Below are 22,503 nucleotides of genomic sequence, written 5' to 3'. Positions count from 1 at the left end.
CAGAAAATGAATACACAAAAACGGTGCTGTAAATCCTTTTGATGTTTACAGCACCGTTAATCTTTTATGAAAAAATCAATTCATTATTTATAAATTCCTTTGCTCTGCTGCGGATATTGTTCATCCGACCAACCCACTCCATTTGATTTTCCGCTTTGAGTGTCTCGGTAACACCCTCACGCTCTGCCATCTGTTTCACAAGCCGAAAGAACATATCATCAGCCTGCTTGTCGAGAGCAGCAAGGTATTCATTCAGCTTACCGCTTGTCAGCAGATTTGTGTAAAGCACCCTGCGGTGTTGTTTGATGTACCGCAAATGTCGCTGTCCCCATAAGCCGACTGGCTGTTGTTCTTTCTCCGGCAGTTTTAAACACGGTAGATAGTAGTCTCCTTGAAGTTCATACCAAAGCCCGTTTCTTTCGTCAAAAATGTACTTTTCCATAATCACACCTCCTTGAAAATTACTTTGAATTTCTTTTGTTTTGCGCCAATGATTTTCAGCAGAACTTCATCTATTGCATCGGTGTACTTGCCGTTAGCAATAAGCTTATTTCTTAATTGGTTCATGCTCTCAATTATAAGCCGATGCTCCTGATCGTTTAGCACAAGATAGTATTTTTGCTTCATCACCGGTTCTCCTTTCGTTTTCTGCAATTATTGTACTGTAAGTAACCGCAAAAATCGAATGTGCGGATAAGAAAATGAGCGTACCCACCGTTTCGTGTGAGCACGCTCAATATTATATTTCGGGATAAATTGCTTTTAATTGCTGATACATTTTTCTTGACGGTCTGCGGCTGCCCGATTCCCATTTCGCATAGATACTCGGAGCAATACCGGCATTTTCGGCAAAAGCAACTTGGTTAAGCCCATGACGCTTTCTGACCGTATGTAACAGCTCCGTATATGGCGCACTTATGAAAACACAAAAATCATCAAACAGCAGTTCTTCGGATATATGCAGCATTTCAGCCGCAGCTACGGAAATTTCATACGGTATCGGGAAACGCCCCTGTTCATAAGCAAGAACTGTTGCCGGTACAATGTTTAACTTCTCTGCAAGTTGCCTTGTGGTAAGCCCTCTCAGTTGGCGATAGTAGCGCATATAATCTCCGGGAGCGCTTAAATTACTCAACGCTTCAAAAATAAACCTAAAGTGAATCAGCATTTTGCCATGCCTGTATTCATACAGCCCTGTGTGATTGAGAACAGTATCGCATTTTCTATGTATCCTGCTCAAACTTGCTAAGAATGTTTGCAAGCAGGTGGCTTTTTGCGGCCAGCACAAGCGCGCCTGCGATCAGCCATATAAAAAACGCATAGAGGGGCCATCGCAGACACAAAATCAGTACCATAAGATTACAAAGTACACAAAGAGCGCCTGCCCAGAATTTTCCTATACCGATCATAAAAGCACATTTCATGATCCTAAGCGTCCCTGCATGAAATCTCGCCAACAACGCAAAAAGATAGATCCCTACGATCGCTGACAGGAAAGTTACGACCGCGATCACCGCCAGCAGTACATAGGACAGCAGACCAAAATTCGTATGCAAGACGATGTACCAATCTATTCCTAATATCAGGATCCCTGCCAGAGCGATTAATTCCAGGAGCATCCCCTGCTTAAAATTCTCCCGAAAAGATTTCCAAAAAGCCCGCATAACATGCGGGGATTCTTTCCGTGCGATCTTCATCGCCGTATAATATTTCGCAGTAAGAGCCGGTCCGATCGTAAGGATTGGAAGCGAAAATGCCAGACTCAGGAACAGCAGCTGCATATACTCAAAAAATGTATCTAAAAGCTGCATCATTTTATTATCCGCGCTAAAAAAGCCCATATATTCCTCCTTGTTCTCACTGCCTTACATATTGACTGGCGGTATAAGTTCCGCTGTTTTTCCTGGCTGTACTTCCACATATTCCTGCGTGAACATGCCTCCTATATACACAGAAACTGCCGATGGATTATATACAGTCTGTGCGTCTGCGCTGAAGATTAATCTACGGTATGCTTCTACATATTCTTGTATTTCTCCATTGGTCGCATACCATACATCTGCATGTCCGCTCATCTTCTCAAGAAACCGTTCCATATATTCCCAGTTTTCACATTGATCAAACTCATAACTATGCCCCCACACATAGAAAAGTTTTGCAGGTGTCAACAAAGAAAAATACAGGTCATCCGACAGGAAAGAATCTGCAAGAGCAAATAACTTCTCATCATTGTGATGGCAAGTCGGATCCCAAGTAAGGAAATCCTGTGGGATCGCAAAACTATATGTCGAGGTGATCGTTCTGGCGTATCGGATCCCGGATACCTGCAGCGCGCGCCGTGTTGTATCGTCATGGGCGCCAAATGCATATGCATATCCTGTGACAGGCTTTTGCAGCAATTCTTCCAGCGATCTTCTGCTGTCCAATGCCTCGGCGGCAGCACGAGCCGGATCCATCCCGGTCATACATACATGGTACTGTCCATGCGCTGCGATCTCATGATTTTTATATACTTGTCTGGCCTCTTCTCCTCCTAATTTAATATGCGGCACTTCCTTTTTTCCGGCCGCCACTGTTCCTCTTTGTCCGAACAGTCCCGGATTCAAATTAAATGTCGCTTTGATATGATAGGTATCCAGCAAGGTCACCAGCTTCCTGTCCTGTTGGATCCCATCATCATAACTCAGTGTAAATGCCTTCCTTTTCCCCTTTGGAAAAAGAAGCCTGTCATTGACTTGTAAACTCATAATCTCCTCCTGTCTGCTCCTGTTTTCCCTCTCTTCGTTTTCTGGCTTCTTATTTCAGCAGATCTTTGATCAGACGCGCCATATTCACAGATAAAGAAGCCGGATGATCCGTCGCGTACATCACATGATTGCAGACCGACACATGCCGCCCCAAGATTTCCTGACAAAACCATGCAGCCGAGATATACAGCATGCCTTCTCGTTCGATCGGCTCGCAAAACATCGCCTGTACTCTGTTATCCAAAGTACACCCGATACAGCCTCTGGCAATCTGCAAGATCCGGCCGTCCTCCAGTTTCATCTGTCCCCAGCCATCCTTTTCTTCATATGATGCATGCACCATATCTGCTAAAAAAGCAGCAGGTATCATACAGTATTCTCCCCGTACTTTTGCATCTCCATGAAGACCGTGATATTTCAACTTCTGCCATGTCAATGCCTTTGCGGGAAGTTTGACTCTTTCATTGTTCACCCATGCATAAGTACCGCCTTCTGCTGCCGCGAATACACATCTGTCTCCTTCTCTTGCCATCTCCGGTTCCATATAGCCACTGGTTCCATCTTCATTTCTTTTAATACCAGAAAAGAAATAATCCCATACAAGTTCCGCTTCATCGAAAGTCTGTCCGTGATCTCGATTCTTCACATCCCGAAATACATAGTCAGCTTTTTTCCCCTTATAAAAAGCAAAATTATTTTCTCCGCATATTTTAAGCTGTGGAAGTTCCTCGCACCCATTGATCCTGAGCCAATATTCCCGATTTTTTGCCACAACATCTTCCACAGTGTCTGTACTTCCCGGAGGTGCCTGGTCAAATTCCATCCGCGCCTGCCATACCGGAAGCGGTCCGCCGGCATTGACGGGCCGATCCTTTTCATCAAACAAAAGTCCAATCGTACTCGGCCCTGCCGATCCTGCCATTGCCGCAAACCGATTGCCGAAATGCCTTCCCATCATAGCCGTCATAGCGTTTCCCAAGGACATGCCCTGCATATAAACCCGTTCCTCATCGATGTTATATTTTTCTTTCATCCGATGGAGCAATTGGAAAATCATACGGACATCCTTATTTTCATGGACATCATCCGGAAAGTCATGCATATATATGCCTTCTTCGTTTGGCTCTGACAGTTGTTTAAATAATCTCCTCTCACATTCGATCTGCCAGAATCTGCGGCTATGAGCATTGGGATATACCACGATAAAACCTTCCCTGTCTGCCACAAGGGACCATGATGTATATACGCACTGTGCCCATCCCGTCATAATACCGCCATGCATAGAAAACACAAGCGGCGTCTTTTTCTTAGGATCATAGCTGTCCGGTACATATTCATACCATGTATCCTCCACATCATCCTCCACCAGGCATGCTTTCATTTCTTTTAAATTTTTCGGATACACCTGTGAATTATTTCCATTTTCATTGACAACAATCTCACTGTCTTTCAATTTTTCCGGCAGATATTCCCTGTTGTCATCATCCGGGATCCCTGCCAGCAGCTGTATTTTATCATTCATAAACAGTCTCTCCTTTCTCTGCGCTTATTTTTTTGATCCATTTTTCATTGCGCAGTCTGTAATAACATAATATACATTTCAAGATCTCATCTATCTTCAGCGCACAATATATCCAGAATGCCGGCGCCTTACAGACAACTCCTGCCAAGTATCCCAACGGCACACTTGCGATCCATAAGAACAAAATATCTGCGACCATAAGAAATCTCGTGTCTCCGCCTCCTCTTAGTACCCCTTTCGTGAGTATACTGTTGATCGAGCGGAAAAAGATAATAAAAGCTATGGCATACATAAGCTGCTGTGCCATCTGTCTCGTTGTCTCTGTAATGTTGTAACAGGCAATGATTGGGTTGGCCACCAGAAGGATCAGAACCCCCGCCGCGGCACCTACGATCATGCCCAGTCCGACAAAAGCATTTGCCTCTTCCTTTGCCTTATTCCGTTCTCCTCTTCCCAGTGTATGTCCGATCACAATACTGCTGGACTGCGCAATGCCCTGGGTCAAAACACTGCTCAGCTGCTGGATCACCGTTGTGATCGAATAGGCCGATACAAAGGCTGCTCCTATCCTGCCTGTCACCATCGCGATCAGATGATTTCCAAAACCCTGCAGCGTATCGCTGACCATAACAGGCAGCGCCACCTTGATAAACTCCTGGTTTAAATGCGTGCTCCTAAGAAAAATATCCCGTAGTCTGTAACGAATATGTTTCTCTTTACAGAGCAGATAACCAAATGTGATCCCAAACTCTAATATCCGTGCAAAAAGCGTACCGAGCGCAGCGCCTTTTGTCCCCATAGCGGGAAATCCTAGCTTTCCAAATATAAACACATAATTAAACCCTACATTTATAAAAAACGCAAGAATCGCCGTATACAACGGAACTTTTACCTGCCCGATACTCCGCAGTATGTTTGCTCCGATCAGCGACAGCCCATAGAAAATATAACAGTACACCGATATCTGTAAATACCGCAGGCCTTCTGTTATAACTGCCGCATCCGCGATATACATGCGCATGATAAACTCCGGGAAAAATAAAGTCACTGCCGTGAACAGCAGGCTGATCACGATACAATACCGCAAAGCGATGGATATCACCTTTTTCAATGCGTCTGTATCTTTCATTCCCCAGAAACGGGTTGCCAGGATAGACGCACCTTGCCCCAGCCCCATGCAGGCAAAGGTAAAGATATTGATAAACTGGTTTGCCAAGGATACCGCCGACAGCGCATTCTCTCCTAATACTCCTACCATGATATTATCCATCATGTTTACGCTGATCGAGATCAGACACTGCAGGGTGATCGGAACTGCCAGCCGGATCGTCTTTCGATAAAAGTTCTTATCCGATGTAAACAGTTTCATAAATCTTCTCTCCTGGCTTTTCCTTTATAAACCAGCCAATCATCCTCCTGGTTGGCTCTGTATTTTAACGCCGTCATATACATCGTATCTCTTTGTTTTTCGAACCGCATCACCGTGCCTGTCCAGCTGTTCAGCCAGTGTATCTTGATCTCCAGCGTATACCCGTTTATAAACCTTGCTGTCGCACTGTATGCAGTAAGCTTTGGAAACACGTTATCTGTATGCTTAAGTTCCAGCTGCCCATCCATACGCGCAATAAACTCTGCATATCCGTTCACCTCGAATTTACACATATCCTCCTGTATTTCCAGTGTAAAAGATTCTATTTTGCTTTTCTTCTGTTTATCCCTGTATGGAATAAACATATCCTCTCTGCCCGGAGGCGCCAGTCCCAGCCACGGATTAGGATCGCCCTCTGTCACCTTATATCTGCCGCTCAACTCTACAGCAGGCCGGATAGTATTGGCGCAGTCCGGTTTATATTTCCTATTTTTTTCAAAATCCAACAGTTCCGCATATGCGGCAGGTTCTTCTTCCAGTTCTCCTTCTTCCATCTTTAAAAGAAGTTCTTCTTCGATCACATCTAGAGTTCTCTGTGGTCCATAAGGCACAATAGCGCCTTCATGGACTGCGACTGCGATTCCTTTTTCCGGCCAGAGGATACCATACTGTCCCTGACCACCGTCAAATCTGTATACACCTGGAATACTGCAAGCCCACAATTGATATCCATATCCGCATCTTCCGTCTTTCTGTTCAGGCGCGTCCTGAGTAGAAATCTGTACAGACAACGCTTCTTTTATAAATTGAGGATCTACTATTTGTTTTCCATTCCATTTTCCACCATTTAAATACAATAAGCACAATCTTAGATTATCTTCCGTAGTAGAAAAGGTGCCGGGTTCCGCATCTATCCCATCCGGCCATTTCAACCACACAAACCGCTCCGGATCAATGCCTATTTCCTGAAATAACCTTGGCGTCAGATACTCTTTTACATTCTGTCCCGTCTTCTTTTTGATCACCGCTGCCAGCATACAGGCTCCCGACGTATTATACAAAAATTTTGTTCCCGGTTTATGCGTTACAGGTGTCCGAAAATAATTTTCCAGCCAATTCTCTCCCATTTCAGGATGATGAGCATGCCCATTTGTCATTGTCAAAACATTTCGTATCGTGATTTCTTTGGCATATTCCGTAAGTTCTATCTTTTTCTCTTGTATCTCATCCTGAAATATATCTGCCATTTTCTCATCCAATGAAAGTTTTCCTTCCCTCAGCGCAATCCCGATGGCTGTCCCTGTATATGTTTTTCCCAATGAATGATTGGAATGGACTAAGTCTTTGTGGAAGGGAGACCAAAAGCATTCCGCAAAGACTTTCCCATATCTGGCCGCCATAAAGCCATTCATATGACTCCATTCATTCATAAGTTTTTCTATACATTTCTTTACCTGTCCACTGTGTATCCCTGCTTTTTCAGGTGATATCCTCTCTAATTCAAACTGCTGCCCCATGCTGTTCTCCTTTCCCATATTCTGCTTTTTCTTTCTTGCTCCTCGTAATATAAAAGAAAAAAACAAGCGCACCTAACAATAACATTCCGCAAATATCAAATATAGCTGTATATCCTGTTGTTCCGGCAAACATCTGTACCACAAACCCTCCGATCATAGGGCCGACCCCCTGACAGATATCTCCGCCCAGATAATAGGTGCTTGTCGCCACCCCACTTTTGTCTTTCCCCACTTCATTGATACATCCTGCCTGCAGGGACGGCTGGGCAGCGCCTTGTCCTAACGAACGAAGCACCCCTGTCAATAGGATAAAAAATAAGGTCTTGCTCCTTCCTAATATAAACATGGAAGACGCCGTCAGTATCAGCCCCGGCAAGACTGTGATCCGTATCCCCTTCTTGTCCATCAATTTGCCTGAGAAAGGACGGATAATAAACAGCACTACAGCACAGACTGTAAAGTAAAGGCTGACGCCCTTTACGCCGATTTCATCTGCATACATGACCAGATAAGACGCTATGATCCCATTTACAAACGAATAGGAACCCGCTACCAATGTAAAGGGAAGCGCTTTTACCGCTATAATATCCGTAAAACTGATCTTCTTTTTGACTGTACTTTTCTTCTTTGTCTCATGGAAAAAGCATAAGATCACATAGGCCGCCACAGTCAGAAGGGCAGCGATCAAAAATGTCGCCTTCATTCCCAGCGTATCTGCGATCGACAATCCGAATCCCGGTGCGATCGCTGAGCCTACTACCATTCCCAGTCCCAGATATCCGATGCCTTCTCCCATCTTATTAGGAGGGATATACTGGGATGCCAAGGATGTCTGACAAGTCCCCGACAGAGCAAAGCCAATTCCATTGATAATACGAAAACCGATCAGAAGAGGAATTTCTGTCGTAAATGTAAAACCCAACAGACCGATTCCCATAAGCACATTACTCCATTTTAAAAGAGTGACATTACTCAATCTATCTGCCATAATCCCACTGAACGGTCTGCAGAATAAGGACGTCAGAGAAAACAATCCCACAATAAAGCCCGCAGCCGCAACTGTTGTCCCGATATTGACCAGATACTTGGAAAGAATCGTAGCGATCATATAGAATGAAAATGCATTCAGTGTATTTACGATCAATACCAGTATGTAATGTTTATTCCACAATCTATCTTTCATAATCTACCTAACCCTTTACTATTTTAAGTAATATGCTGAAAAATTGAGAGAGGGCATTGCCCTCCCTCATCTATACCGCCTTTTCCTCCGGTTTATTGTTCTGCCAGCCAAGCGTCAAGCTGCGCCTGCTTTTCTGCGATAATATCATCGATTCCCGCTGTCTTAAGATCTGCCTGGAACTGCGGCAGTGTAGAATCAATATCCACCTCTCCGTACATCAGCGGAGTGTAATACTGAGCAACTACATTTGCGCAGGCTGTCATTTGATCTGCCACCTTGGTAGAATCAAAGGAAAAGCCTAATGCCAGAGATTTATCGCAAGTTTTATTCTTTTCTAACATCTGGTCATAGATATCTTCCGGTTCCCAAGCCCATGTCTTGCAAAGCATGACATTTGGCCAATATGCCATAGAAGATGCTGCCCATCCAAGATCAGACATGCTGCTCTTTCCTTCCGGATAGACCATCTGTCCATTTTCGTCCAATTCATAATCCAAACCTTCCACACCATTTGCAACCAGCTGTGACGCTTCCGGATTCGTATAAAGCACCTTTAAAATACGCATCGCTGCTTCAGGTTCTTCGCAGAAAGAACTGATATGCCACATATATGTAGTCGCATCACTTGTTGTAGATAACGCGTCTGTTACCTGGATGCCTTCCAGTTCCAGATTATTGGTCGCCGCATTTATTTCTGTAGTTATTTCTGTATCCCAGCCATATCCCGGTGTTCCGTTTACGACTCCCATCAGCAGGTTCACAAGAGTCGCATTGTTATTGCTAAGAGGATCCGGACTGATTACGCCTGCTTCTTTCCATTCTTTGACATGATCCAGCCAGTTTAAGAAATACTCTGATTCATAAAAGTTCTCTACTGTCGTACTTTCCGTAGGATTCGTCAATACGCCGAGATAATTAGTGTCTCCTAAATAGTCAATACTTTTCGGTATCCAATATGCCTCTGTAGAGCCCGGAACATAATAACTATCCGGATTCGTTTCTTTTAATTTCAAAAGTGTATCGGAAAACTCATCAATACCAACTGCTGTATCCGGCTTCACTTCCACGCCTGCTGCCTGTGCGTCCTCTGCCTTTACCAAATACAGATTTTCTGTACAATAAGAATACATACATGGGATTCCGTACTGTTTGCCGTCTATCTTTCCACAGTCGTAATATTCTTCCATTCCATCTGCAAATAATTCTTTGATCTCAGCACCGTCTGATTCGATTAAATCATCCAGGGCCATAGCCTGGCCATTTGCGACAAGATTAGATACGGATGTATACCAGAAAGAGTTAAACAAATCGAGGGAATCTTCTCCGCCTCCTGTCAGCATCAGATTCAGCTGTGTTGCCCAGTTTCCAAATTCCACCCCTACAAGATCCACTTCTGCCTGCGCTTCTTCACGCAGAATCTTATTTAGTTCCTCCTCAATCGCTTCTTCGTCCGGTGATGGGAATACTACAGAATACGCCATTCGGATCACCGGATAGTCGCCGTCTGTCTTTTTTGCTTCCTTTCCCTTATCCTTGTCGGATGAGCCGCATCCGGTAAACAGAGCCGCTACCATACTGGCTGCAAGTAAACTTGCAACTAACCGCTTCTTCATAACCTTTCCTCCTCTTCTCTTTGCATTTTTGTAATGCTTCTTCATCATCGTTTCGATGTCTTGCATTGACATCATAGCAAATCTTCTATTTTTGTCTCTATCGTTTTTTTGTCTCAAATCATCAATTTTTTAATATTTTCAAAAAATTATTTTCTATTTTCACCAAATATCCTTTTTTCATTCTATCCAACAACTGAATTTCGACAGTTTACAGCTGTTTTTTGATAGATTTTTGTGCATTTTTTCTATACATTAGTACTTAAACAGAAGGAATGATACATTTTAAGGAGGTTTTCTATGAAACTAGCAAAAACTAAAACTCAAAAGCGTAAGTTCTCGCTCCGGCGCATGAAACGCTATATGCCCTTATACCTCATGTTAGTACCGGGTCTGATCTATCTGATCATCAACAATTATCTGCCCATGGCCGGACTGTCCCTGGCATTTAAGAAAGTCAACTATTCCATCGGACTTTTCGACAGCCCCTGGTGTGGATGGGACAACTTTAAATTTCTATTTGGTACGAAAGATGCTTTCCTGATATTTAGAAATACAATCCTTTATAATCTCGCTTTTATCTTTATCGGAAATGCATTGGGTGTATTTGTGGCAATCTGTCTGGATTCTATCTATAATAAATTTTTCAAACGATTCAGCCAGGTGATCATTTTAATCCCGTATCTGCTCTCAACTGTTATCATCAGCTATATTGTATTTGCATTTTTAAGCGGAAATAACGGTTTTATGAACAACACTATATTGCCGCTATTCGGGATCGATCCGATCAGTTGGTACAATGAAGCAAAATACTGGCCTGTCATCATCGTACTGGTATATTTGTGGATGTCCTTCGGATACAGTTCTATCCTATATTATTCCACTTTGATCGGTATCGACAAATCCTACTATGAAGCTGCTGCCGTAGACGGGGCGGGTATCTGGGCGCAGATACGCCACATCACGCTTCCCGCGTTAAAGCCAACGATCATCATCCTGATCCTGCTCGCCATCGGACGTATTTGTTATTCCGACTTCGGTCTGTTCTATCAGGTGCCTATGAACAGCGGCCTTCTTTATTCTACAACGCAGACCATCGATACATATGTTTACCGTGCCTTGTTGGAATTAAATGATATCGGACGCTCTACAGCCGGAGGCTTCCTGCAGTCTATTTTAGGTTTTGTCTGTGTATTCACCGCTAACTTCGTTGTTTCTAAAATAGATAAAGACAGCAGCCTATTCTAATTGACAGGAGGAATTTTTCATGATTTGTAAGAATAAAATTTTTCGTTTTGTAATGGGAGTTCTCATGACCCTATTTGTATTGGCGTGTATCCTTCCATTTGTTTTGTTGATTTCTAGCTCCTTTACTTCTGAGGCCGCATTGATAAAAGAGGGGTATTCCTTTATTCCATCTGAATTTTCTCTGGCAGCCTATAAATATATCTGGAGTGTAAAAGGTGATATACTGCGCGCTTACGGGGTCAGCCTTTTCGTAACAGGATTCGGCACATTAGCAAGTGTCATCATGACCATGCTGTTTGCCTACCCACTGTCTCGCAAAGACCTGCCGGGAAGACGGATTATCTCTTTTATCCTGTTCTTCACTATGCTTTTTAACGGTGGATTTGTCCCGACCTATTTAATCTACTCCAATATCTTCCATATTACGGACACGATCTGGGCACTTATCGTTCCCTATCTGCTAATGAACGCTTTCTTTGTCATCATGGTACGTACATACATCAATTCAAATGTACCCAATGAAGTCATCGAGGCTGCTACCATCGACGGCTCAAGTGAAATGCATACGCTGATCAAAGTCGTAGTTCCCATGTCTAAACCGATCATTGGGACCATCGGTCTGATGACAGCCATCGCTTATTGGAATAACTGGACAAACGGTATTTACTTTATCCATACCAAACGGGAACTTTATGGAATCCAAAATTATCTAAACTCCGTACTTAGTAATATCTCCTTTTTGCAGACCCATACAGATCCCAGTGTTAAGATCACAGAACTTCCCAGTGTAAGTATCCGTATGGCATTGGCTGTGATCGCGCTTCTGCCGATATTGCTTGCGTATCCCTTCTTCCAGAAGTCTTTTGCTAAAGGGATCACTGTTGGTTCCGTAAAAGGTTAAAAAGGAGGAGACTATGAAAAAAATTGAAAATACCATCATGTTGATCACCTATGCAGACAGCATGAGTAAAAATTTAAAAGAGCTCGACGAAATCCTGGATAAGCAGTTTCCGGGCTGCATCGGAGGACTGCATATCCTGCCCTTTTATCCGTCTTCCGGGGACCGTGGATTTGCTGTGATCAATTACGACTCTGTAGACCCTGCCTTTGGAGATTGGAACGATATCGACCGGCTGGCAGATAAATATTATATGATGGCCGATTTTATGCTGAACCATATCTCTATCCGGTCTGCGGAATTTAAAGACTATATGGAGCGCGGTGACGCTTCTCCTTACCGGGATATGTTCATACACTGGGAAGAATTCTGGCCGGATGGAAATCCTACAGAAGAACAGTATCATAAATTATACCGCAGAAAAGCAAACTACCCCTATATCTCCTTTACAAGAAAGGACGGCAAAACGGTTCATCTTTGGAATACTTTTTTTGAAGAACAGATCGATATCGATCCCTATGCAGAGGCGACACAAGACTACTATGCAAGAAATCTAGGCACTTTAAAAAAACATGTTCCTCTCATCCGTTTCGACGCATTTGCTTATGCCTCCAAACGGCCCGGTACTTCCTGCTTTTTTGTAGAACCAGAAATTTGGGAAGTCCTGGAGATCGGCATGAAGCCCCTGCGTGAAACAGATACACAAATGCTGCCGGAAATACATGAAAATTATCAGATTCAACTGAAAATGGCCGATAAAGGATACTGGGTCTATGATTTTGCTCTTCCTATGCTGCTTCTCCATGGTCTGAAAAGTGGACGGACCGATCGGCTGATCCATTGGCTGCGCATATGCCCCCGCAAACAATTCACTACGCTAGATACCCATGACGGGATCGGTGTAGTCGATGTAGCCGGTCTGCTGACAGAAGAAGAAATCGATCTCGTCAGAGACGATGTAGACGATATTACAAAAGCAGCCAAACCTTACATTAAACTACCCAGCATGATCAAAACAGACGGAGGAAAATTTAAAAGTTACCAGCTCGGTTGTACCTACTATTCTGCGCTGCGCTGTGATGACAATGCGTATCTGATCGCAAGGGCCGTACAGTTTTATGCTCCCGGGATCCCGCAAGTCTATTATGTAGGACTTTTGGCAGGAGAAAATGACATAGAAAGTATGAAGACTAACCCAGATCCGCGCACTATCAACCGGCATACGTTTACCCGGGCAGAAATTGACACAGCTGTGCAAAAACCGGTCTGTCAGCAATTGTACAAGCTGATGCGTTTTAGAAATACATATGAAGCTTTTGATGGGGATATAGAGATCGGTGACGATAAAAAGGACGGCACACTGACGATCACATGGAAAAAAGATATTTTCCACACAACTTTGGAAGCGGACTTCAGGACACTTACCTACCGCATAACCTATTATGACGTACTTTCCAAAAGAGACTGCACACTGTAACAGCACTAATACTATCGCTATATAAAGGAGGTTATTATGTCACTTTTAACATATAACTTTGAAAGCCAATATTTAAATAACAATCATACGATTACCGTGATTCTGCCGGATAAAAAGAGAGATATTTCCCCGGAAGAATTTTACCGCAGCGGCAAGAAATATAAAGTCCTCTGGCTTTTGCACGGTACATTCGGAGATCATACGGACTGGATACGCAAAACCAACATCGAACTCTACGCAGCAGAAAGAGATCTCGTTGTCGTATGCCCCAGCGCTTTAAATTCCAATTATTCCAACTGGCCAGACGCTATGATGGGCTACAATATGTATGACTATTTCACCAAAGAACTTATGCCTCTGGTCTACGGTTGGCTTCCTGTTTCTGACAAACGGGAAGATAACTTTATCGCCGGTCTTTCCATGGGCGGACGCGGTACGATCAAATTCGCGGTAAATTACCCGGAATTATTTGCCGCAGCAGCTGTTCTTTCCGCCGTTCCTGTTCCTTTTGATGAATTGCGTCCCGGACATCCCTGTATGATCATGGACACCGCTAATCCCCGCATGGTACAGACCATCCAAAATGCAGGCGGTTTTGATGCCTATGTAAATTCTGAAGAAAATGTCTGGGCGTTGATTGACCAACTGGCTCCTGCCAAAAAACTTCCTCGCCTTATGTTTGCCTGTGGGCACGATGACGCACTTCTCTATGAAAGATATCAGATCTTCCAGAAACACTGCCGGGAGATTGGGCTGGATGTCCACTGGTTTGATCTGCCAAACTATAAACATGAATGGAGATTCTGGGATCTTGCCATTCAGGAAGCCCTGACTTTCTTCGGTCTGACGGAAGACAGCTGCGGTAATCCTTTTTAGATCCTGTTTTTCTTATCATGCTCTGCGACGAGCAGAAGAGACTGTCGATTAATACCGATTTTTAGTCCCTAGATCTTAAAATAAGAATCTCCCGTAGAAAACCATATTTTTCACACTTGGTTTTCTACGAGAGATTCTTATTACTCTTCTTAATCTATGATTTCTTTCCTACTTAATATCCCATACACCGATAGGCAATGTCTCTGATCTGCGGATGTATTTCACTATAAACCTTCGGAAACCCAACCACATGCTGTGTATAAAAGATACTGATATGATTCACTGGATCGATCAAGACATAGGCTCCTGCCGCTCCATCCCAACCAAATTCACCGACCGGAGATTTGGCGTATCTTTCATCTGTCAGAACCCTGACACCCAATCCGTATTCATATCCCTTCTTGCCGGTGGCCGCAAAATCTTTGCTCATCTGTCCTGTCGTATATGGCACCGTGAACATCCTGACTGATTCTTCAGAAAGGATCCGCGCGCCATTCGCCCCCACGCCTCCATTACACAAAGCCTCTATAAAAGCGCTGTATGCATCGACTGTACCTGCTAATCCGGCGCCGCCGCTTTCATAATTTTCCGTAATCTTAAAGCCATCTGAAAGACTCCCGTCATCCGGCACAATATCATCTGTGCCAAACACACCCTTATATAACGCACAGATCCTGGATGCCGTCTGTTCGTCTTTGTCAAAATGGAAATAAAAGTCCTGTATACCCAAAGGTTCAAAAATATGTTTCTTTACGTAGTCGCCGTACCGTTCCCCCGACACAACTTCTACCACAGCTGCAAGAACATCGTGACATAAGCTATAGCAGAATCTGGTGCCTGGCTCATAAGCAAGCGGCATTTTGGCAATGGCCTTCATCACTTCTCTTGTTGTCGCCTTGTTGCCGGACTCTCTGCAGATTTCTTGTATTTCTTTTGCGTTCAGATCATAAGACAGACCGCCTGTCATCGTCATCAGATCAATGATCCGTATTGCATGATGCGCATAATGGCACGGCTCATCAGAAGTCGGCCACTTTACAGGAAAGCCAAACTCAAATTGGTCTGCGACTTTCATCTGCCCGAATTCCGGGAGATATTTTCTCACTTCATCGTATAATTCTATCTTTCCTTGTTCTATTTGCTGCATCACCGCTGTCATAGTGACCACTTTTGTAGCAGAAAACAAACGATAGATTGTTTCTTTGCTGACTTTAGATGTTCTTTCATAATCGGCATATCCTGCCATATGACGATATACCGTTTCATGCCCCTTTGTGATCTTACAATCTACTGCCGGGATACCATATTTCTTGTACAAAGAATCTATATATTCTGTTAACTCCTTAAAATCCATATTCCTTATTTTACCGCCCTTCTTGTCATTTTGCGTGCTTTTTCGTCTGATCAGGCGTACCGGAAGGATCATACGTCTTGGTCTCTCTCGTTTCTCAATCTCTTTCATCAGCTGCACCGCTGCGGCCGCTCCCATCTCATAGACAGGCTGCGCAACAGAAGTGATGTCCAATAATTCAGAAAATTCCAGCCCGTCGTAAGAAAGAATCGGAAACTTGTCAAATATTTTCTTCTGTTTTATCTTCGTACCACAAAACAGACTGGCCGCCAAAGCATCTCCTGTGATAAATATCCCGTCTGTCTGCGGATACGCTTTCAAGCCCTGCAAAAAAAGCCTTTCCACTTCTGCTTTATCTTCCGCGTCACAGGAAGCCGGAAAATAATGCGCCGTTACGCCCAGACTTTTACAGCGATTGAAAAACCCAATATTTCTTCCATGCATAGCCATATACTCCGGTGTTTTATCTCCAAACAATGCCGGATTGGAACAGCCTGCCGCATACAATTCTTCTGCTGCCAAAACGCCTCCGGCATAATTATCGGAAGTCACTACAGACAAGCCTTGTATCTCTCTGTCAATACTGACAATAGGCATGCTCATCTTTCCAGTGTAAATCGTGGTATCGCCTAACCGGCTGCACACGATGATCCCATCCACTTTATTAGCCTCCAGCATAGCTACCATCTCTATCTCCCGACTTTCGTTCTCTCCAGTCCTGCAAAGCATCAACTTATAGCCATTTTGCTGACATACTGACTCCACTGCCTCGATCAGTTTACCAAAAAAAGAGTACTGTATAGAGGGCACGATCAAGCCAATGATATTGCTCTTTTTCTTCTGTAAGGCACGTGCCATCTCATTCGGCTGATACTGCAAGGCTTTCATAGAAGCATATACTTTCTTCCTCGTCTTCTCACTGATCGGCCCCCTATTGTTAATGATCCTAGATACAGTCGCGATCGAAACGCCTGCATGTTTTGCTACATCTTTAATCGTTGCCATATTGAACAATACCCTCTTTTTTATCAAATATCCTTTTTATTTTTTTACGTGTGAGATCATCCAGTCTAGTATTCCTTTTTCGTTGTGCAAAGTTAAGATCCAACTATTGTGATTTTCCGCGTCCAGCTCTTTTGCCGTCAGTCCCGGCGTTGTTCCAATTCCATACTTCTCCAGTTCTTCCGGCAGATATATGGTGTATTTCACATCTTTTCTTCCCTGTTCCCATAAGTGACTGCAGGCATTCAAAATGTATGCGTGCCGGCCATGCTGATGATCCATATACGCCGTAGAGATCCATACAGGTACATCCGGCCAATGCAGCAGCTGTGTATAGCTTTCTCCATTCATGCTCGGACAGATCGGAAGCGCTGCCGCAAATAGATCCGGCGCTGTCGAAACTGCATTGATCGTTCCGCCGCCTCCCATACTCATGCCGATCACATACACTCTTCTACCGTCTACGTTTCCTTCTTTGATCATCTGTCGAATGATATCCGTTACCTTTCCCAGATAGTCTCGGTTCCATCCACGTTCTCCTTTCAAAGCAAAAGGAGTCATCCCCACTTCCACGCGGAAAGGATTGCCCCGCTTTTTCATGACCTCGAAATTCTCTTGCATGCTTAAGCTTCCTGCCGGAGCCTGCGGCGCCATAATATACATTTCCGGCCATCTCTGCGCCAATTTCAAGGCTCCCAGAGTCCCTGTCATCTGTATAAGATTGTCCTCACCACATTCTCCGCCTCCATGTAAGAAAAGCACAAGCGGCCTGGGATTTCTCCCTTCCGGTTCATACAACCGATAGGAAACACCATTTTCCTCTTTTTCAACAAATGTATCCAGATCTTCTACAATAACCTCATCTATCTCCTGCTTTGTCACACAGATGTTTTCCTCTCCGATCTTGCCCGTCAGCTTAAAATCGTATCTGTACAAAAAAGGGTCTACTCGCAAATTGATACTGTTCTTTTCTTTCTCCACAGATAAAATTCCTTTTGACAGAGCTTTCCCGCTCAGGTCACAGTAATGTCCCTGCAGCTCAAATGCAGTATCCTTGTCGTTTATTTCATTATCTTCTATAAATTTTATATTGTCAACTGTCTGCCCATAGTCATCTATATGGGTATATACTCTCACTTTCCTCATCATTTTTCCTCCTCAAACAAATCTTTGATCAAGTCTGCCATAAATGTCGATAAATCCACAAAATGATCTGTAATGTACATGACTCCATTACAAAAAGATACATGCAGACCATAAAAATATTTGACAAACCATTCTATCGAAACAAAAAGCTCACCTTCTCTTTGAATCGCTTCACAGTACATACTTCTGAGCGTATCATCGATCACACAGCCGATACTTCCTCTCGCAAACTGCAGGCGTCTTTCATCCTCCAGCCGCATATTTACAACCGTTCCATTTTCTTTTTCTTCATATGACGCATGGAATACTTCCGCAAGGAAAGAAAGAGGAACACACAAGTAAGAACCTCTGACCAATTCCGCTCCCTGCAGTCCGTGATATTTCAATTTATCCCATTTCACCACTTTTGCATGCAGCGGCACGACCTTATTTTTATACCATGCTTTAGCATATCCTTCTGCGACAGCAATAGCAAATGCATCTCCGATTCTTTCTAATTTACTCTTTTCATGCGTGATCGTACCATCTGCATTTCTCCTTGTACCAGAAAATAAGTAATCCCAATACAAAAAAGCTTCATCCAACGTCTGGCCATGATCTCTGTTTTTTATATCCAGATACACAAGATCTGCCTTCCTGCCTTTGTAGAAGGCGAAATTATCTTCTCCTATAATACGGATCTGCGGTATTTCTTCGCACTCGTTGATTTTCATCCAATAGATACGATTCTTCTTATTAATCTCAAATTCATCATACTCTTTTCCGGGCGGCAGTCCATTCTTCTCCGGCCTAGACTGCCATATAGCCAGATGCCCTGCTTTATTGATAAGATTTCCTTCTTCATCGAACAGCATCCTAAGTTCACAAGGACCTCCCGATCCTGCGGCGCCGGCCAGAATATGCCCGTATTGCCGTGCAAACTGTCCGGTCATGATATTTCCCATAGACATTCCCTGCATAAAGATACGCCCTGGATCAATATGATATTTTTTCTGCATTTTTTCAATCAATGCCAGGATCATATTCATATCATGATTTTCTTCTATCTTATCCGGCGGCTGTATGATCGGCAGATCCGGAGCCGCTGCAGGATCAAAATTATCAAACACGCCATAATTTGCCCACATTCTTTTTTCATGCGCATCCGGGAAAAGGCAAATAAAACCTTCCCTCTCTGCCACCAATGTCCAGGAAGTATAGACCGCATGTCCCCAGCCCGTCATCAGACCTCCGTGAAGACCGATCACCAAAGCTGTTTCTTTTGAAGGATCGTACGTACTTGGAACATATTCATACCAGGTATCCTCCACTCCATCGATCACGATTTCCCTGTATTCCTGCAGTCTTTTGGGATATACCAGGGAATTATTTCCATTTTCATTCACAACAATATCTGTATGTTTTAATTTTTCCGGAAGATATTCTCTATTTGCATCATCCGGTATACCCGGCAAAATCTTTACCTCTGCCATATCCTCGTCGAGAAGACTTTGTCTCGACTTTTCACATCCTTTCATCCTATATTCTTTTTTATTGCAGACCTTCTTCTTTTATATCATGCAGCAGGTTGTGGATAAGGAAGGCCATATTTTCTCCCAGCTGCGCATAATGGTCTGTTACATAAAGAACATCGTCACACTTAGAGGCGCACAGATTAGCTATACATCTCGTAAACCATTCCAATGAAATACAAAGTTCTCCATCTCTATGCAATGCTTCACAATACATACAGCGAATGTCATTGTCTATGATACAGCCAATACTTCCTCTGGCGAACTGCAACTCTCTTTTGTCCTTCAAGTACAGATAGGCAACGGCTCCGTCCTGTTCATAGGTATATTCCAATCCAAATACCTGAGCAATGAAAGAGACCGGTACGCACAAATATTCTCCTCTGACTTTCTGATCGCCGTTTAATCCATGATATTTTAACTTCTGCCATTGTATTGCCGGCGCTTTCATCGTCACACGTTTATTTGCCACCCATGCGGTTTTACTCCCTGCGGATACTGCGATCGCAAAAGCATCGCCTTTACGCGGAATACGGGAGCCTTCATCTACAATACTTCCATCCGCCTTTCTTCTAAGGCCGGAAAAATAATAATCCCATACGATCGCCGCCTCATCTAACGTTTGTCCATGATCTCGGTTTTTGATTTCAAAAAATACTGTATCTACTTTTTCTCCTTTATAAAAAGCAAATGCGTTCTCTCCAACAATGCTGATCTCCGGATCCGTACCGCACCCGTTTAATGTATTCCAATATGTTCTCGTGTATTGATAGATTAATTTATCTTCAAACTCGCACCATGGCGGGCAGCCATTCTTTTCCGGAATAGACGTCCACATGCCTACCGGCCCCGCCTCATTTTTTAATTTTCCATCCTGGTACAAAAGCCGTGGATTAGGAGTTCCGCCGCCTGCGCCGGAAGCAGCCGTCAAAACATTTCCAAAATATCTGGCAAACTGGGAGGTAAACATATTTCCGTTGGACATCCCCTGCATAAAGATCCGTTCTTCATCGATCGTATATTTCTTTTTCAGGTACTCCAGAAGTGCAAACACGAATTTAATATCCGGATTCTCCTCATTATCCGCTAAATTCTGTTTGATGTCATCCGGCATCTGTTCGTCTACTGTTCGTTCGAGTTCCGTTGCTTCCAGTGTCCATAATCTTCTGGTATGTGCGTTAGGGAATACGATGATCACATTATCGCGTTCTGCAACCATTGTCCAGGAAGTGTACACTGCCTGTCCCCAGCCTGTCATCAGACCACCATGCATGGCAAATACAAGAGGTGTTTTTCTCGACGGATCATAACACTCCGGTACATATTCATACCATTCATCCTCCGTTTCATTCCCCATGATACCGTGGAATTCCAGAAGTCTCTCCGGATATGGCTGAGAATTGTTTCCATTTTCATTTACAACAATATCCGATCCTTTTATCTTCTCCGGCAGATATTCTCTGTTATCATCATCCGGCGTTCCCGGTAATATTTGTATTCTATTTTCCATCTTCTTCCTCCTCTGAGAGCATCTCATCATAATTTTCCGGTATGATCGTCCCATGCAGCATATCTTTGATCAGATCTGCCATATTAGCCGAAAGTTGACTGGCATGATCTGTCACATACAGGACATCTTCACACTCTGAAACATGCATATTGCCTATATATTCCGAAAACCACGCAGCAGAAACATAGAGTTCTCCATCTCGGTGCAGAGCCTCACAATACATCTGCACAAGAGACTGATCAATGATACAACCTATACTTCCCCTTGCAAACTGTACTTCTCGCCCATCCGGCATTTTTACATACGCCGCCAAGTTCTGCTGGGTATACGTAAGTTCCGCTCCAAAAGCTTCTGCCAAAAAAGACAAGGGAACCATATGGTATTCTCCCCTTACTTTCTGTCCCCCGTCCAGACCATGATATTTCATCTTCTTCCACTTGCGTACCTTCCCTGTCATTTCCTCAATACGATTGTGAAACCATACTTTTTCACTGTCTGTGGTAACGGCAAACGCAAAGACATCTCCTTTCCTCTCACGTACTGGCTGCAGAGTAGAGATACTGCCATCCTCTTCCCGTCTGATTCCAGAAAAGAGATAGTCCCACACCAAGGCGGCATCATCAAATGTCTGCCCATGATCCCGGTTCTTAATATCGTAATAGACCATGTCCGCTTTCTCTCCTTTGTAAAAAGCCAGATTGTTCTCCCCCTGGATCGTGATCTGCGGAATATGTTCACATCTATTGATGCGCATCCAATACAAACGGTTATATTTATGTACTTTCTTTTCTAATTTTCGGTTCGGAGGAATGTCATTTCGTTCCGGTCTGGACTGCCAGATAGCCAGAGGCCCTCCCGTATTTATGATTTTTTCGTTTTTATCAAACACCAGAGATAAGAACGCCGCCGCACCGGAACCTGCCGCACCTGCAAGGACATTCCCAAAATTTCTCGCAAACAATCCGGTCATCATGTTCCCCATAGACATTCCCTGCATAAAAATTCTGCCTTCATCGATATTATAGGTCTTTTTCATAAGATCAATCAGACCCAAAAGCAGCTTAATATCATGATTCTCTTTTATATCTTTTGGGCAGGGCCGTACTCCCGGCGGTTCACCTTCCATGGATCCCGGCGTTTTTTTATCCGGATCGATCTCCCAGGTTGCCCACTGTACCTGCCAGAATCTGTTATAATTTGCATTCGGAAATACAACAATAAATCCGTCTCTGTCTGCCGCTAAAGTCCAGGAAGTATACACCGCTTGTCCCCAGCCTGTCATCATTCCGCCATGCAAAGAAAGGACCAATGGTGTCTTTTCCAGAGGCTGATAACTGTCCGGTACATATACATACCATTCATCTTCTATACCGTCCGCGACCACACCATGGAATTCCCTTAGATTTTTCGGATATGGCTGAGAATTATTTCCATTTTCATTCACTACAATTTCTGATTCTTTTAATTTTTCCGGCAAATACTCTCGATTGGCATCATCCGGTATTCCCGGTCTTAAAAACATCTTTCCCATCTGTG

General features: G+C 43.7%; 19 protein-coding genes. 4 read left to right on the top strand and 15 right to left on the bottom strand.

Annotation, left to right across the window (positions count from 1 at the left end; translation table 11 throughout):
• Positions 1 to 64 precede the first annotated feature (64 nt).
• The 10 genes from WKT01_RS05650 to WKT01_RS05605 all read right to left on the bottom strand — a co-directional run bounded on the left by WKT01_RS05650 (position 65) and on the right by WKT01_RS05605 (position 9,951).
• Positions 65 to 442 carry a TnpV protein gene (locus WKT01_RS05650; protein ID WP_117973694.1) on the bottom strand — a complete coding sequence of 126 codons (378 nt, stop codon included), beginning with the start codon at positions 440 to 442 and terminating at the stop codon, positions 65 to 67.
• Positions 443 to 444: 2 nt separating this feature from the next.
• Positions 445 to 627, bottom strand: coding sequence for a hypothetical protein (locus WKT01_RS05645; RefSeq protein ID WP_340311593.1), 183 nt, complete (start codon positions 625 to 627; stop codon positions 445 to 447).
• A 112-nt stretch (positions 628 to 739) separates the two neighbouring features.
• Positions 740 to 1,168: a helix-turn-helix domain-containing protein gene (locus WKT01_RS05640; protein WP_340311592.1), complete on the bottom strand. Its 429-nt coding sequence runs from the start codon at positions 1,166 to 1,168 to the stop codon at positions 740 to 742.
• A 55-nt stretch (positions 1,169 to 1,223) separates the two neighbouring features.
• Positions 1,224 to 1,841 (bottom strand): YesL family protein, encoded by a 618-nt coding sequence (locus tag WKT01_RS05635; RefSeq protein WP_117973688.1) that lies wholly within the window; start codon positions 1,839 to 1,841, stop codon positions 1,224 to 1,226.
• A gap of 24 nt (positions 1,842 to 1,865) precedes the next feature.
• Positions 1,866 to 2,747: a polysaccharide deacetylase family protein gene (locus tag WKT01_RS05630; protein WP_117973686.1), complete on the bottom strand. Its 882-nt coding sequence runs from the start codon at positions 2,745 to 2,747 to the stop codon at positions 1,866 to 1,868.
• A gap of 49 nt (positions 2,748 to 2,796) precedes the next feature.
• Positions 2,797 to 4,269, bottom strand: a complete 1,473-nt coding sequence (locus WKT01_RS05625) for an alpha/beta hydrolase family esterase (RefSeq protein ID WP_059067510.1) — start codon at positions 4,267 to 4,269, stop codon at positions 2,797 to 2,799.
• Complete coding sequence (locus tag WKT01_RS05620; protein WP_117973683.1) at positions 4,262 to 5,638, bottom strand: MATE family efflux transporter; 1,377 nt, start codon at positions 5,636 to 5,638, stop codon at positions 4,262 to 4,264. Before WKT01_RS05620 ends, WKT01_RS05625 begins: the two co-directional genes overlap by 8 nt.
• Positions 5,635 to 7,155 (bottom strand): serine hydrolase domain-containing protein, encoded by a 1,521-nt coding sequence (locus WKT01_RS05615; protein WP_059067506.1) that lies wholly within the window; start codon positions 7,153 to 7,155, stop codon positions 5,635 to 5,637. The genes WKT01_RS05620 and WKT01_RS05615 overlap by 4 nt, the downstream gene beginning before the upstream one ends.
• Complete coding sequence (locus WKT01_RS05610; protein ID WP_340311591.1) at positions 7,139 to 8,338, bottom strand: MFS transporter; 1,200 nt, start codon at positions 8,336 to 8,338, stop codon at positions 7,139 to 7,141. Before WKT01_RS05610 ends, WKT01_RS05615 begins: the two co-directional genes overlap by 17 nt.
• Before the next feature lie 92 nt (positions 8,339 to 8,430).
• A complete protein-coding gene (locus WKT01_RS05605) occupies positions 8,431 to 9,951 on the bottom strand; it encodes an ABC transporter substrate-binding protein (protein WP_162858222.1) in 1,521 nt (506 codons plus the stop codon).
• A 297-nt stretch (positions 9,952 to 10,248) separates the two neighbouring features.
• On the opposite strand from WKT01_RS05605, the gene WKT01_RS05600 reads away from it, so the two are divergent.
• From WKT01_RS05600 to WKT01_RS05585, 4 genes are read left to right on the top strand one after another with little or no spacing between them, the layout of a single operon-like run.
• The gene (locus WKT01_RS05600) at positions 10,249 to 11,196 is read left to right on the top strand and encodes an ABC transporter permease (RefSeq protein ID WP_059067500.1); all 948 of its coding nucleotides are present in this window, start codon (positions 10,249 to 10,251) and stop codon (positions 11,194 to 11,196) included.
• A gap of 19 nt (positions 11,197 to 11,215) precedes the next feature.
• Entirely contained in the window at positions 11,216 to 12,097 is an 882-nt protein-coding gene (locus WKT01_RS05595; protein ID WP_059067499.1) for a carbohydrate ABC transporter permease, read from the top strand.
• A gap of 13 nt (positions 12,098 to 12,110) precedes the next feature.
• Positions 12,111 to 13,571, top strand: a complete 1,461-nt coding sequence (gtfA, locus tag WKT01_RS05590) for a sucrose phosphorylase (protein WP_059067496.1) — start codon at positions 12,111 to 12,113, stop codon at positions 13,569 to 13,571.
• A 36-nt stretch (positions 13,572 to 13,607) separates the two neighbouring features.
• Positions 13,608 to 14,447, top strand: a complete 840-nt coding sequence (locus tag WKT01_RS05585; RefSeq protein ID WP_117973681.1) for an alpha/beta hydrolase — start codon at positions 13,608 to 13,610, stop codon at positions 14,445 to 14,447.
• A 172-nt stretch (positions 14,448 to 14,619) separates the two neighbouring features.
• Here WKT01_RS05585 and WKT01_RS05580 read toward each other — a convergent pair whose 3' ends face one another.
• The 5 genes from WKT01_RS05580 to WKT01_RS05560 are packed head-to-tail and all read right to left on the bottom strand — an operon-like array spanning position 14,620 to position 22,498.
• Positions 14,620 to 16,803, bottom strand: coding sequence for a serine hydrolase (locus tag WKT01_RS05580; protein WP_117973679.1), 2,184 nt, complete (start codon positions 16,801 to 16,803; stop codon positions 14,620 to 14,622).
• A 36-nt stretch (positions 16,804 to 16,839) separates the two neighbouring features.
• Positions 16,840 to 17,946, bottom strand: a complete 1,107-nt coding sequence (locus tag WKT01_RS05575; protein WP_340311590.1) for a carboxylesterase family protein — start codon at positions 17,944 to 17,946, stop codon at positions 16,840 to 16,842.
• Positions 17,946 to 19,463 (bottom strand): alpha/beta hydrolase family esterase, encoded by a 1,518-nt coding sequence (locus tag WKT01_RS05570; protein WP_340311589.1) that lies wholly within the window; start codon positions 19,461 to 19,463, stop codon positions 17,946 to 17,948. The genes WKT01_RS05575 and WKT01_RS05570 overlap by 1 nt, the downstream gene beginning before the upstream one ends.
• Before the next feature lie 13 nt (positions 19,464 to 19,476).
• Positions 19,477 to 20,967 carry an alpha/beta hydrolase family esterase gene (locus WKT01_RS05565; RefSeq protein WP_340311588.1) on the bottom strand — a complete coding sequence of 497 codons (1,491 nt, stop codon included), beginning with the start codon at positions 20,965 to 20,967 and terminating at the stop codon, positions 19,477 to 19,479.
• Positions 20,957 to 22,498, bottom strand: a complete 1,542-nt coding sequence (locus WKT01_RS05560) for a stalk domain-containing protein (protein WP_270395370.1) — start codon at positions 22,496 to 22,498, stop codon at positions 20,957 to 20,959. The genes WKT01_RS05565 and WKT01_RS05560 overlap by 11 nt, the downstream gene beginning before the upstream one ends.
• Between the last annotated feature and the right edge of the window lie 5 nt (positions 22,499 to 22,503).

The organism is Mediterraneibacter sp. ICN-202921 (assembly GCF_037890075.1).
Classification (GTDB): Bacteria; Bacillota; Clostridia; order Lachnospirales; family Lachnospiraceae; genus Mediterraneibacter; species Mediterraneibacter massiliensis.
The sequence above is the reverse complement of the archived record's forward strand: the minus strand, read 5'-3'. Positions and strand labels throughout refer to the sequence as shown.

Coding starts and splice junctions, on each gene's coding strand:
- WKT01_RS05650 (WP_117973694.1), bottom strand. CDS start 442: ATGGAAAAGTACATTTTTGACGAAAGAAACGGGCTTTGGTATGAACTT.
- WKT01_RS05645 (WP_340311593.1), bottom strand. CDS start 627: ATGAAGCAAAAATACTATCTTGTGCTAAACGATCAGGAGCATCGGCTT.
- WKT01_RS05640 (WP_340311592.1), bottom strand. CDS start 1,168: ATGCTGATTCACTTTAGGTTTATTTTTGAAGCGTTGAGTAATTTAAGC.
- WKT01_RS05635 (WP_117973688.1), bottom strand. CDS start 1,841: ATGGGCTTTTTTAGCGCGGATAATAAAATGATGCAGCTTTTAGATACA.
- WKT01_RS05630 (WP_117973686.1), bottom strand. CDS start 2,747: ATGAGTTTACAAGTCAATGACAGGCTTCTTTTTCCAAAGGGGAAAAGG.
- WKT01_RS05625 (WP_059067510.1), bottom strand. CDS start 4,269: ATGAATGATAAAATACAGCTGCTGGCAGGGATCCCGGATGATGACAAC.
- WKT01_RS05620 (WP_117973683.1), bottom strand. CDS start 5,638: ATGAAACTGTTTACATCGGATAAGAACTTTTATCGAAAGACGATCCGG.
- WKT01_RS05615 (WP_059067506.1), bottom strand. CDS start 7,155: ATGGGGCAGCAGTTTGAATTAGAGAGGATATCACCTGAAAAAGCAGGG.
- WKT01_RS05610 (WP_340311591.1), bottom strand. CDS start 8,338: ATGAAAGATAGATTGTGGAATAAACATTACATACTGGTATTGATCGTA.
- WKT01_RS05605 (WP_162858222.1), bottom strand. CDS start 9,951: ATGAAGAAGCGGTTAGTTGCAAGTTTACTTGCAGCCAGTATGGTAGCG.
- WKT01_RS05600 (WP_059067500.1), top strand. CDS start 10,249: ATGAAACTAGCAAAAACTAAAACTCAAAAGCGTAAGTTCTCGCTCCGG.
- WKT01_RS05595 (WP_059067499.1), top strand. CDS start 11,216: ATGATTTGTAAGAATAAAATTTTTCGTTTTGTAATGGGAGTTCTCATG.
- gtfA (WP_059067496.1), top strand. CDS start 12,111: ATGAAAAAAATTGAAAATACCATCATGTTGATCACCTATGCAGACAGC.
- WKT01_RS05585 (WP_117973681.1), top strand. CDS start 13,608: ATGTCACTTTTAACATATAACTTTGAAAGCCAATATTTAAATAACAAT.
- WKT01_RS05580 (WP_117973679.1), bottom strand. CDS start 16,803: ATGGCAACGATTAAAGATGTAGCAAAACATGCAGGCGTTTCGATCGCG.
- WKT01_RS05575 (WP_340311590.1), bottom strand. CDS start 17,946: ATGAGGAAAGTGAGAGTATATACCCATATAGATGACTATGGGCAGACA.
- WKT01_RS05570 (WP_340311589.1), bottom strand. CDS start 19,463: ATGAAAGGATGTGAAAAGTCGAGACAAAGTCTTCTCGACGAGGATATG.
- WKT01_RS05565 (WP_340311588.1), bottom strand. CDS start 20,967: ATGGAAAATAGAATACAAATATTACCGGGAACGCCGGATGATGATAAC.
- WKT01_RS05560 (WP_270395370.1), bottom strand. CDS start 22,498: ATGGGAAAGATGTTTTTAAGACCGGGAATACCGGATGATGCCAATCGA.